Source organism: Acidovorax sp. FW305-C-20-28, from assembly GCF_058783375.1.
The window spans coordinates 1-12065 of sequence record NZ_JBYSYM010000066.1; the positions used below are offsets into that span (position 1 = coordinate 1).

General features: G+C 69.7%; 10 protein-coding genes. 6 read left to right on the plus strand and 4 right to left on the minus strand.

What is annotated here, in order from left to right:
- Positions 1–136 precede the first annotated feature (136 nt).
- The 3 genes from AC3WOH_RS34355 to AC3WOH_RS34365 form a co-directional block, all read right to left on the minus strand.
- Complete coding sequence (locus tag AC3WOH_RS34355; RefSeq protein ID WP_492233812.1) at positions 137–1933, minus strand: bifunctional metallophosphatase/5'-nucleotidase; 1797 nt, start codon at positions 1931–1933, stop codon at positions 137–139.
- Positions 1930–3027, minus strand: coding sequence for a chorismate synthase (aroC, locus tag AC3WOH_RS34360; RefSeq protein ID WP_184866258.1), 1098 nt, complete (start codon positions 3025–3027; stop codon positions 1930–1932). The genes AC3WOH_RS34355 and aroC overlap by 4 nt, the downstream gene beginning before the upstream one ends.
- Before the next feature lie 229 nt (positions 3028–3256).
- Positions 3257–3706 (minus strand): CBS domain-containing protein, encoded by a 450-nt coding sequence (locus tag AC3WOH_RS34365; RefSeq protein ID WP_184866250.1) that lies wholly within the window; start codon positions 3704–3706, stop codon positions 3257–3259.
- Between the two features lie 112 nt (positions 3707–3818).
- On the opposite strand from AC3WOH_RS34365, the gene AC3WOH_RS34370 reads away from it, so the two are divergent.
- From AC3WOH_RS34370 to AC3WOH_RS34390, 5 genes are read left to right on the plus strand one after another with little or no spacing between them, the layout of a single operon-like run.
- On the plus strand, positions 3819–5126 hold the full coding sequence (locus AC3WOH_RS34370) for an O-acetylhomoserine aminocarboxypropyltransferase (RefSeq protein WP_184866240.1): 1308 nt from the start codon (positions 3819–3821) through the stop codon (positions 5124–5126).
- 29 nt (positions 5127–5155) lie between these two features.
- On the plus strand, positions 5156–6613 hold the full coding sequence (locus AC3WOH_RS34375) for a HEAT repeat domain-containing protein (protein ID WP_492233813.1): 1458 nt from the start codon (positions 5156–5158) through the stop codon (positions 6611–6613).
- Between the two features lie 53 nt (positions 6614–6666).
- Positions 6667–7476 carry an alpha/beta fold hydrolase gene (locus AC3WOH_RS34380; protein WP_184866236.1) on the plus strand — a complete coding sequence of 270 codons (810 nt, stop codon included), beginning with the start codon at positions 6667–6669 and terminating at the stop codon, positions 7474–7476.
- Between the two features lie 18 nt (positions 7477–7494).
- Positions 7495–8478 carry a DUF2157 domain-containing protein gene (locus AC3WOH_RS34385; RefSeq protein ID WP_492233814.1) on the plus strand — a complete coding sequence of 328 codons (984 nt, stop codon included), beginning with the start codon at positions 7495–7497 and terminating at the stop codon, positions 8476–8478.
- Positions 8475–10226: a GDYXXLXY domain-containing protein gene (locus AC3WOH_RS34390; RefSeq protein WP_492233815.1), complete on the plus strand. Its 1752-nt coding sequence runs from the start codon at positions 8475–8477 to the stop codon at positions 10224–10226. Before AC3WOH_RS34385 ends, AC3WOH_RS34390 begins: the two co-directional genes overlap by 4 nt.
- A 16-nt stretch (positions 10227–10242) precedes the next feature.
- On the opposite strand, the gene AC3WOH_RS34395 is transcribed toward AC3WOH_RS34390, so the two are convergent.
- Complete coding sequence (locus tag AC3WOH_RS34395; RefSeq protein ID WP_492233816.1) at positions 10243–11511, minus strand: DUF418 domain-containing protein; 1269 nt, start codon at positions 11509–11511, stop codon at positions 10243–10245.
- An 85-nt stretch (positions 11512–11596) separates the two neighbouring features.
- Here AC3WOH_RS34395 and AC3WOH_RS34400 point away from each other — a divergent pair, with 85 nt between their 5' ends.
- A complete protein-coding gene (locus AC3WOH_RS34400) occupies positions 11597–11947 on the plus strand; it encodes an Mpo1-like protein (RefSeq protein ID WP_492233817.1) in 351 nt (116 codons plus the stop codon).
- Positions 11948–12065: the final 118 nt, after the last annotated feature.

Below are 12065 nucleotides of genomic sequence, written 5' to 3' on the forward strand. Positions count from 1 at the left end.
GGGGCCGCCTTCTCTTTGGTGACTTTCTCTTGGCGGCCCAAGAGAAAGTTACTGCGCCGCCGGGCGCACACCCCGGCCTCCGCCCTCTATCAAAGCACGCTACCAACTACAAGGCGCCAGCCGGCAGCAAGAAAAATCAGGGCAAATCCACCCGAACAATTCGATCCGTAGCCGGCGGCACCACAGGCCCCCCGGCAGCATTGAAGTAAGCCTCCAACGCATCCAGATCCTGCCCCGCCCCCAACCCATCCACCCCCTGGGTGAACACCGTGAAGTTGTCCCCACCCGTGGCCAGGAAGCTGCTCACCACCACCCGGTAAACCGCATCGGCGCGCAAGGGCTGGCCGTTGAGCAATACCCCACTCACCCGCTGCCCCGCAGGCAGCCGCAGGTCATAGCGGTAGGTAAACCCCTTGGAGACCGACAGCACCCGCGGGCTCTGGGCCGTGTTGGTGCCGCTGGCGAACTGCTGCTCCAGAATGGCCTTCACCTGCGCGCCCGTGAACGACTGCACCATCAGGCTGTTGCCGAAGGGCTGGGCCGTGAACATCTGGCCATAGCGCACCTGGCCATCGGCACCAGGCACCAGCACACCGCGCACGCCGCCGGGGTTCATGAAGGAGATCTGGGCATGGAGGCCCGGGCCCTGGGCGGCGAGCAATTGCGCGTCGGCGATCAGGTTGCCCATGGAGGTTTCGAGCGACGGTGCAGGCTCGCGCGACACCGGGCCCGTGAGGCGGCCGGCAGGGCGCTGGGCCTGGGGCTCGGCTGCGGCGCGGTAGCGTTCCACGATGGCATGCACGCCTTCATCGCGCGCAAAAACGGGGAAGCGCCGGTCCACCGCAAAGGTGGTGGGCCCGCTGGTGAAGCCCTCGCCCTGCACGATGACCTGGCGCGCGCTCTTGCGCACCACGCGACGGGTGGCGGTGTCCACGCGCAGGGAGATGTCCGTCACATGCGTGCCGTACAGGCCGGCGCTGGTCAGCAGCAGCGGGTGCGCGGGGTTCACGGTGCCGTAGTCGCACAGGTAGGAGCGGTGCGTGTGGCCCGAGACCACCACGTCCACCGCCGGGTCGAGCCGCTCCAGGATGGGCACGATGTCGCCGCTCAGGCCCTTGCAGCTGGTCTCGCCCAGGGCGGCCTGGGTCTCGCCGCCCTCGTGCACCATGACCACGATCACATCGGCGCCCTGGGCGCGCAGGCCGGGGATGAGGGCGTTGACGGTGTCGGCCTCGTCGGCAAAGCGCAGGCCGGCCACACCGGCGGGCGCCACCATGGCGGGTGTGCCGCGCAGGGTCAGGCCGATGAAGCCCACGCTGACCGTCACGCCGCCTTCGGTGAAACGCTTGATGCCCGTGGGCGGCAGCAGCGGGCGGCCATCCTCGTGCGAGGTGTTGGCCGCCAGCAGGCCGAAGTTGGTGCCGGGGAATCCCGGGTTGAGCTGGCAGGGCTCGCGCACGGTGTGCTTCTCGCAGCCGCCGTTCTTCAGGCGCAGCAGCTCGCGCCAGCCCTTGTCGAACTCGTGGTTGCCCACGGCGTTGAAGTCGATGCCCATGCGGTTGACGGCCTCGATGGTCGGCTCGTCGAGGAACAGTGCCGACACCAGGGGCGATGCGCCCACCATGTCGCCCGCCGCCACCACCGCATGGTGTTGGTGCAGGGACTTCAGGTGCGCGATGGCGCTAGCCATGTAGGCCGCGCCGCCCGCAGGCACGCGGGCCGGGCCGCTGCCGTCGGGCGCGGCCACGTGGAGCGCCATGCGTGGCGGTTCCAGGTTGCCGTGCAGGTCGTTGAAAGCGATGAGGCCAATGTCGATGTGCGTGGGCGAGGCCACGGGTGTGGCTGCGCAGCCGGCCAGCAGGCCTGCGGCAGCCAGCGCTGCCGCCGTGGCGCATGCGAGCAGGGCGCCACGGGTGCGGGTGGCGGCGCTCACAGGAAGGAGGCCTGGATGGGCGCCACCTCGCGCACCACGTCCGCGCACTGGGCGCGGTTGCGCAGCGCGTGCTCCATCACCACCAGCGCCAGCAGCGCCTCGGCAATCGGCGCGGCGCGGATGCCCACGCAGGGGTCGTGGCGGCCCTTGGTGATCACCTCGGTGGGCTGGCCGTGGATGTCGATGGATTCGCGCGGGCTGATGATGGAGCTGGTCGGCTTGATCGCGATCGAGACTTCCAGGTCCTGCCCGGTGCTGATGCCGCCGAGCACGCCGCCGGCGTGGTTGGTGCGAAAGCCCTGGGGAGTCATCGAATCGCCGTGCATGGTGCCGCGGTGCGCCACGCTCTCGAAGCCGGCGCCGATCTCCACGCCCTTGACGGCGTTCAGGCCCATCATGGCGTGGGCGATGTCGGCGTCGAGCTTGTCGTACAGCGGCTCGCCCAGGCCCACGGGCACGCCGCTGGCCGAGATGCGGATGCGCGCACCGCAGGAGTCACCGGCCTTGCGCAGCGCGTCCATGTAGTCCTCGTACTGCTGTACGTCGGCCACGGGGGCGAAGAAGGGGTTCTCGCGCACGTGGTCCCAGCTCTCGAAGGCAATGGGCAGCTCGCCCAGTTGCGTCATGCAGGCGCGGAACTGCGTGCCGTACTGCTGGGCCAGCCACTTCTTGGCCACGGCGCCGGCGGCCACGGTGGGCGCCGTCAGGCGGGCCGACGAACGGCCGCCGCCGCGCGGGTCGCGGATGCCGTACTTGTGCCAGTAGGTGTAATCGGCATGGCCCGGGCGGAAGCTCTGGGCGATGTTGCTGTAGTCCTTGCTGCGCTGGTCGGTGTTGCGGATCAAGAGGGCAATGGGGGTGCCCGTGGTCTTGCCCTCGTACACGCCCGAGAGGATCTCCACCGCGTCGGGCTCGTTGCGCTGGGTCACATGCCGGCTGGTGCCGGGGCGGCGGCGGTCCAGGTCGCCCTGGATGTCTGCCTCGGTCAGCGGCATGCCGGGTGGGCAGCCGTCGATCACGCAGCCAATGGCCGGGCCGTGGGATTCACCGAAGTTGGTGACAGCGAATAGGGTACCGATGGTGTTGCCGCTCATGGGACATGATTATCCCAGAGTGGAGCGCCGCACTCTGGCAACACAGCGGCTCGGCTTGCTACCGTGCTTCGAAACTGGCGCGGCCCAAGCCAGGGCAGCCGTGCAAGGGCCGCCAGGCTGCGTATGCGGCGTTTCACTTGCGTGCACTGGCTGCGTCCCCCTTCCCGGATTGCATCGCAATTCGAGAGAAGGGGGAAGGCGCGAAGCGACTCAGGGGGATGTACCCTGCCTAACCGCCTTTTTCTTCTTCGGGCCAGTCGCGGATGTAGGCCTTGAGCATCTTGTTCTCGAAGTTCTGGCTGTCCACCACGGCCTTGGCCACGTCGTAGAAGCTGATCACGCCCATGAGCATGCGCTTGTCCATCACCGGCATGTAGCGCGCGTGGCGGTCCAGCATCATGCGGCGCACCTCGTCCATCTCGGTCTCCAGCGTGCAGGTCAGCGGGTGGTCGTCCATGGCCGAGCGCACCTGCAGCGTGCCCACGCTGCCGCCGTTCTTCACGATGGCCTGGATCACTTCGCGGAAGGTGAGCATGCCCACCAGGTCACCGAGCTCCATCACGACCAGGGAGCCGATGTCGCGCTCGGCCATGATGTCCACGGCGTTGGCCAGTGGTTCGTCGGGGGTGACGGTGTAGAGGGTGTTGCCTTTGACGCGAAGGATATCGCTGACTTTCATGATCGGTCTCCAATGGGGCGAGCGGGGCGGCCCCGGACGGGGTGGCGCAGCTTGTTTCCGATCAAATATAGCCCACAATGCCTGCCAGCACCGACAACATGGGAGACATTGGATGCCCGGTTACTCCGACCCCGGCTTTGACACGCTTGCGCTGCACGCCGGCGCCACCCCCGATCCAGCCACCGGCGCGCGCGCCGTGCCGATCCACCTGACCACCTCGTTCGTCTTCGAATCGAGCGACCACGCCGCCTCGCTGTTCAACCTGGAGCGGCCCGGCCATGTCTACAGCCGCATCAGCAATCCCACCAATGCGGTGCTGGAGCAGCGCGTGTCGGCCCTGGAAGGCGGCGTGGGCGCCATCGCCACCGCCAGCGGCCAGGCGGCGCTGCACCTGGCCATCTGCACGCTGATGGGCGCGGGCAGCCACATCGTGGCCAGCACCGCGCTGTACGGCGGCTCGCAGAACCTGCTGCACTACACGCTGTCGCGCTTCGGCATCGCAACCACCTTCGTCAAGCCCGGTGACATCGACGGCTGGCGTGCCGCCGTGCGGCCCAATACGAAACTGTTCTTTGGCGAGACCGTGGGCAACCCGGGCCTGGACGTGCTGGACATCCCCACCATCAGCGCCATCGCGCACGAGGCGGGCGTGCCGCTGCTGGTCGATTCCACCCTGACCTCACCCTGGCTCATGAAACCGCTGGAGCTGGGGGCCGACCTGGTCTACCACTCGGCCACCAAATTCCTGTCGGGCCACGGCACGGTGGTGGGCGGCATTGTGGTCGACGGCGGCAGCTTCGATTGGGACGGCCCGCGTGCAGCAGGCAGGTTCACCGAGCTCACGGCGCCTTATGAAGGCTTTCACAACATGGTGTTCAGCGAGGAAAGCTCGGTCGGCGCCTTCTTGCTGCGCGCACGGCGCGAGGGCCTGCGGGACTTCGGTGCCTGCATGAGCCCGCACACGGCCTGGCTCATCCTGCAGGGCATCGAGACCCTGCCGCTGCGCATGGAGCGGCACATGCGCAACACCGCGCGCGTGGTCGAGTTCCTGGCCAGCCAGCCCTTCGTGGCGCGTGTGGGCCACCCTCTGCTCGAATCGCACAGCAGCCATGCGCTGGCGCAAAAGCTGCTGCCGCGCGGCGCAGGCTCGGTGTTCAGCTTCGACCTCAAGGGCAACCGCGAGCAGGGCAAGAAGTTCATCGAGGCGCTCAAGGTCTTCAGCCACCTGGCCAACGTGGGCGACTGCCGCAGCCTGGTGATCCACCCGGCCAGCACCACGCATTTCCGCATGAGCGACGAGGCGCTGGTGAACGCCGGCATCACGCAGGGCACGATCCGCCTGTCCATCGGGCTGGAGGATGCCGACGACCTGATCGACGACCTCAAGCGCGCCCTCAAGGCCGCGGAGAAGGCGGCCTGAGCCCGGCGATGGGAGCACAGGCACCCGCCATGGACTGGCAGGCCTTCGAGCAGACGCTGCTGGCCGATGCGCTCGCGCTGGTGCTGCCCGCGCTGCAGGCACACCCGCTGCGCGGCGATGTCTATGCCGTGGCGCTCGCGGGCATCTACCGCGAGCACGACGGCCCCATCCACCTGCCCTCGGTGGCGATGAACAGCGAGGCCGCACTGGCCGAGGCGCAGGAGGATCCGGACAGCGAAGGCATGCTCTGCAGCCTGCGCTGGAACCCGGCTGACTGGTGCTGGCCCGACATGGCCTCGGGCAGCGCTGCCATGGCTGCGGCCGAGGCTGCACTGGCCGCCGAAGCCCAGGGGGGCGATGTGGCGCAATGGGAGGCGGCGGACCGGCGCTGCATCGATGCCCTGGTGCTGGTGTGCCAGCGCCTGCGCGACGCTCTGCGCGCCTCGCCCGTGGCCGACCGGCTTGCGCCCGGCTTTGCCGTGCTGCTGCACGAGGACAGCGACGAGGGCATTGCCATGGCCCTGCGCTGCCTGAGCGGCGAAGCCTTTGCGCGCCTGCTGCCAGGCCATGCCGCGGACCTGGCCGAAGAGGCGCGCGTGGCGGCGCTGCCCGAGGCCGAGCGCCTGCGCTACCACCTGGCCTGCCTGGCGCAGCAGCCCGCGCCCGAGCTGGGCCTGACGCGCGAGCAGGCCCAGCGCCATGGTGCGGCGGCGCAGCGCGCGTTGCGAGCCTTCGGACCGGCGGCCATCCCGGCATTGCTGCCCCTGCTGGCGCGCACCGGGACGCAATGCGAGGCCGCACGCCTGCTGGGCGAGATCGGCGCGGCCACGCCCGAGGTGCTGGCGGCCTTGCGCACCCATGTGCTCCAGGCCGTGCCGCGCAGCAGCCAGCGCCATCTGGCGCAGGCCGGACGCAACATCTGCGCCGGTGCGCTGGCCCACTTGGGTGACAGCGCCTGGCTGCTGCAGCAGGCCCAGGCCGGCACGCTGGGTGACGCCTGCGTGGCGCAGGGCCTGTCATCGCCCTACGGTGCGTTCCGCGACCGGGTGGTGGACCCACTGCCGCTCGACTACCGCATTGTCGAATCCCTGCCCGCCGTGCGGCCTGCGTTGCTGCTGCTGGTGGAGCCATGGCTGCGCCCCGGCAAAGGCACCTGCACCCTGCGCCCGCACGAGGTGGGCGAGGCCCTGCGCGGCCTGCAGTCGCCGCTGACCGCGGTGCGCCAGCATGCGGCCATGGTGCTGGGCGACCGGGCCCTGGGCGCCGAGGCCGGCGCGCGCAGCGTGCCCGCACTGGCGCGGGCAGCGGCGCACGACAGCGATGAGACGGTGCGCTACCTGGCTGTGCTGGCCCTGGGCTACTGGCGGCAACAGGCTGCGGGCCAGCGCCCTTTGGCCGAAGCCCTTGCGGCCGGCGATGCCAGTGAGAAGGTGCGCGCAGCCGCACAGCGCTGGCTGGACGAACTGGACGCCGCGGCATCTGGCTGATGCCGCAACAAAGAACAGAGACAACGAACGAGAAGAAGCAAGGAACCATCCGTATGCAGATCCAAGTCAATGGCCACACCACCTACTGCTACACCGGCGGCAAGGCCTTCAACCCCGCACTGCCCACCGTGGTGCTGGTCCACGGCGTGCTCAATGACCACAGCGTGTGGGCGCTGCAAAGCCGCTACCTGGCCAACCATGGCTGGAACGTGCTGGCCGTGGACCTGCCCGGCCACTGCCGCAGTGCGGGCGAAGCCCCGGCCAGCGTGGAGGCGGGCGCGGACTTCGTCGCCGCACTGCTCGACGCGGCCGGCGTGCAGCGCGCCGCGCTGGTGGGCCACAGCTTCGGCTCGCTGATCGCGCTGGAGGCCGCAGCCCGGCTGGGTGAGCGCGTGAGCCACCTGGTGCTGGTGGGCACGGCCTACCCGATGAAGGTCTCGCCCGCGCTGATCGACGCGGCGCTCAACGAACCCGAGAAGGCCCTGCGCATGGTCAACGTGTTCTCGCGCAGTACGCTGGCGCCGCCCTCGGGCGCGGGCTTCTGGGTCTACAACGCGGGCATGGCGTTGGGCCGCAAGGTGCTGCGCAGCAACAGCGCGGTCAATGTGTTCCACCGCGGCTTCGTGGCCTGCGACAGCTATGCCAACGGCGAGCAGGCCATTGCGGCCGTGCAGTGCCCGGTGCTGTTCGCGCTGGGTGCGCAGGACCAGATGACCGCCCCCAAGGCCGCCCAGGGCCTGGTGGCAGCCGCGCGCGCCGCGGGCAAGGCGGTGCACACCACCAGCCTGCCCGTGGGCCACAACCAGATGAGCGAGGCGCCCGACGGCACGCTCATGGCCATCCGGGACTTCTTGGCCCAGTAAGACCACGCGGACCCCACCATGACCTTGCGCACCGACCTGCTTGAGCTGGCGCGCCAGCACACCCTGGACCAGGGCACCGCCAGGCGCCTGTTGGGCCTGGCCGGCTTCGACCGGCAGCCCGAGAACCTGCACACCGTGCTGTGGCGCACGGTGGCCGTGCTGGCGGCGGCACTGGGCGGGCTGGGCATCGTGATGTGGATCGCGGCCAACTGGGAGAGCCTGGGCCGCTTCATGCGCTTTGCGCTGCTGCAGGGCTTTGTGCTGGCTATGTGTGCCGGTGCCGCACTGCGTGCCGGGGCGCGCGCACCGCTGGCCATGCTGGCGCTGCTGGGCACGGGCGCGCTGTTCGCCTACTTCGGGCAGACCTACCAGACCGGGGCCGACCCCTGGCAATTGTTTGCGGTGTGGGCTGTTCTCACACTGCCCCTGGCGCTGGCCGTGCGCAGCGACGTGGTGTGGGTGCCGTGGACCCTGGTGGCCATGGTCGGCATCTCGCTGTGGGCGCAGGCGCACACGGGGCACAGCTGGCACGTGTCGCCTGCGGACATGACGGTGCACCTGGTCTCCCTGGGTGCCGCGCTGGCCGTGGCGGCCGCCATGCTGCCGCAGGCGCAGCGCTTCACCGGCGCGGGCCTGTGGGCGCTGCGCACAGCCGGCACGCTGGCGCTGATGATGGTCACGCTCACCGCGCTCGGCGGCCTGTTCCATTCGCCGGTGGCGGGGCATTACGGCCTGGGCCTGGTGCTGCTGGCGGCGGCCGCCGCGCTGGTGGGCACGCGCACGCATTTCGACATCTTTTTGCTCAGCGGTGCAGCGCTCGGGCTCAACATCCTGCTGGTCACGGGGCTGGCGCGGGCCATGTTCTCGAACTCCCGCTTCGGGGATTTCGTGGGCTCGCTGCTGCTCATCGGTCTGTTGGCTGCGGGCTTGCTGGCCCTGTCGGTGAACCTGGTGACGCGCCTGGCGCGCCGCGCTGCGCAGCAGCAAGGGGAGGCGGCATGAGCGACGCTGCCATCGACCCCGTGGATACATCCGCCGGTACTGTCGCACCGCCCGGTGCGCTCAATGCCATCGTCCAGGCCGCCGTGGCCGAGGGCATCCTGCCGGCCGGCGCTTCGGCGGCAGACGCGCACCGGGCCGGTGGTTCGGCGCGCCCCTGGCCGGTGGTGCTGCTCACGGCGCTGGGCGCCTGGCTGGCCGCATTGCCGCTGCTGGCCATGTTCGGCCTGTTCTTCGGCGAGTGGATCGTGAAGGACGCGGGTGCCTACATCATCGGCGCCCTGGTGCTGGCTGGTGCCACGGCCGCGCTGCGCAGCAAGGACTTGCCGATCTTTCTGGAGCAGCTGGCGTTTCCGGCGTTGCTGACTGGCGCGGGCCTGCTGGGCTTTGCCTGCGGGCGTGACATGGGCCTGCAGCCGGCTGCCGCCTTCATGCTGGTGGTGGCGCTGGCCGTGGCTGCACTGGTGGCCTTGCGCTGGCTGCGCGTGTTGCTGGGTGCGGGCGCGGCGGCGCTGTTCGCTGCCGCCATCTGGCCCGGCCTGGACGGCCGCTGGGCCTTGTCGCCCTTGGTGCCCTGGAGCATGGTGCATGCCGTGCTTGCGCTGTGGGTGGGCCTGCTGCTGTGGCAACGCCAGGCGCTGGGGCGTGGCCCGGCGGGCAACCAGGTGGCGGCCCTGATCGAGCCGCTGGCCTGCGGCTGGCTGCTGGCGTTGCTGTGGGGTATCTGCGGCCTGTCGGGCCAGACCTTTCTGGTGGGCGGCGCGTTCGGTGCCGGCATCGGCGGCGAGCTGGTGCGCGAGGCTGGGCGCGAAGTCGGGCCGCGCATCCACGCGCTGTGGTGGGCGGTGCAGGCCGGCAGCGTGCTGCTGGCACTGGGCGCTGCCGCGATCGCGCAGCGTGCCTGGCCCGGGCTGCGCCAGCCCCGCGCCGCTGCGGTGGCCCTGGTGCTGGCGCTGCTGTGCTGGTTCTCGCCGCTGCTGTGCTGGTTCTCGCCGCTGCTGGGCAGCGCATTGCTGGCCCTGGCCATCGCCGGCACCACCCGCCGCTGGGGCCAGGCCACCGCCGCCGCACTGGCCTGCACCTGGATCATGGGTGGCTTTTATTACCAACTGGCCTGGCCCCTGGCCACCAAGGCCATGGTGCTCGTGGGCTGTGGTGCCTTGCTGGGCGTGCTGGCCTGGAGTGCCTTACGCACGCCACGGTCGGGCGCGCCCGCCACGTTTGCCGTGCGCCACTGGGGCCACCGCCTGGGCCCCTGGCTGCTGGGCCTGAGCGCGCTGGCCACGGTGGCCGTGGCCAACATCGGCATCGCCGACAAGGAAAACACCATTGCCAAGGGCCAGAAGGTCTACGTGCCCCTGGCCCCGGTGGACCCGCGCTCGCTGATGCAGGGCGACTACATGCGCCTGCGTTTCACGCTGCCGCAGGTGCCCGGTGTCGACCGGCGCGAGGCCGGCGTGGAAGGCTTGCTGGGCAGCCGGCCCTATGCCATCGGCCGGCTCGATGCGCGAGGGGTGGTGGACTGGGAGCGTGTGGAAAAGTACGATGCCCCCATCGCTTCCGGCGAGTTCCGCATCCAGCTCACGCCCAAGAATGGCGAGTGGACCCTGGTGACCGATGGCTGGTACTTCGCCGAGGGCGATGCAAGCCGCTGGGAGCAGGCGCGCTATGGCGAATTCCGCGTGCAGCCGGACGGCAAGGCCCTGCTGGTGGGCATGGCGGACGACCAGCTCGTGCCCATCGGGCGGTGATCATTCATTCGTTCATTCATTCGGCTGGCGGGGAAGCCCGCCGCCACGCGGGCCGGCGCAGCAGGGTGAGCGCGCGCAGCTGCCATTCCATCGGCCCGTAGGCGTGCTGCGCCATCCAGCGGCGGCTCCCCGCGAGCTGGAGGGCATAGAGCACCACGCAGCCCAGCAGCACCGCCAGCGGGGGCACCCGGCCCACCAGCGCCAGGCCATAGGCCGTGAACACCAGCGCGCCCACCAGCGATTGCAGCAGGTAGTTGGACAGGGCCATGCGGCCGGCGGGCGCCAGCCAGGCGCCCAGCTGGCGGCCCAGGCCGCCACGCTGCAGGACCCAGAGCAGCGCCGCGACGTAGGCGAAGGTGAGGAACGGCGCCGTGGCCAGGTCCAGTGCGAGCGCGGCTGCCGACACGTGGTCGGGCTGGCGCCGCATGCTGTTCTGCACCCCGGCATAGACCCAGGCGCCCAGGCCTCCCAGCGGCAGGCAGCACAGCACCCAGCGGCGCAGGCGCGCGGGTTGCCCTGCCAGGGCAGCCAGATAGCCCGAGCGTTGGGCTGCCAACCCCAGCAGGAACATGGCCAGCGCGCAGGGCCCCTGCACGAAGATCAGCACGAACCACACGCCATCGGCCATGTCGCGCCCGCGCTGGGCAATGGCTTCGAGGGGCCCGGTGCGGTAGGCCGTTGCGGCCTGCTGGGCCTTGGTGTGGAGTTCGGCCAGCGGCCAGTCCATCGGCGGCGCCAGCGACATCAGCCAGGCGAGCAGCCCCCAGCAGGCGGAGACCAGCCCCAGCAGCGCCACGGCCAGCGCCACCGCAGTACCCGGTCGCAGCCGGCGCATCGGTAGCAGCACAAGGCCCAGCAGTGCATAGGTCACCAGGATGTCGCCCGAGAAAAGCAGCCAGGCATGCGCCACCCCCAGCAGCAGCAATCCCGCCACACGCCGCAGGAAGCGCGGGGCGAAGGCACTGCCGGCACGCTCGGCCGCATCCATCTGCAGGGCAAAGCTGTAGCCAAACAGCAGCGAGAACAGGAGGTAGAACTTGGTCTCGAAGACCAGGCTGATGAACCAGCGCACGGCATGGTCCACGGGGCGCGAGAACGCGGGGTCGGCCACGCCGAGGCCGAAATAGGTCGAGGCAAAGCTGCCCGCATTGACAACCAGAATGCCCAGCAGGGCGAAGCCACGCAGTGCGTCGATGGCGTGTTCGCGTGGCGGGCCCGTGGGCGATTCGGTTGGCGTCATGGCGAGGGAGGGGCTGCCGCAGGCGGCGGGGGATGGGGTTTCCATGGCGCACTGTCAAGTGCGGCACTCCCATCCAGGCGCGCATGGGCGTATAAAGCGAGGCATAAGTATTACCCACGGAGACAAGACCATGGACATCAGCGCCCCTGCTGCGGACAAGGCGACGGCACCCACCGATCCGCGTGCCTTCAAGAGCTTTGCCGAGTTCTACCCGTTCTACCTGACCGAGCACAGCAACCGCACCTGCCGGCGACTGCATTTCGTGGGATCGACCTTGTCGCTCCTGTGCGTGGCCTGGGCCGTGGTTTCGCGGCAGCCGTCCTTTTTGCTGGTCGGACTGCTGTGCGGGTATGGGTTTGCGTGGGTGGGGCATTTCGGGTTTGAGAAGAACAAGCCTGCCAGCTTCAAGCGGCCTCTGTACAGCTTCATGGGGGACTGGGCGATGTACCGGGATATCTGGTTGGGGCGTGTGCCGTTCTGAGTCTTTTTTGTTCTCGTTTGGGCCGCATGCTTTGTTGGAGTGCGGGAGCCGGGATGTGCGCCCGGCGGCGCAGTAACTTTCTCTTGGGCCGCCAAGAGAAAGTCACCAAAGAGAAGGC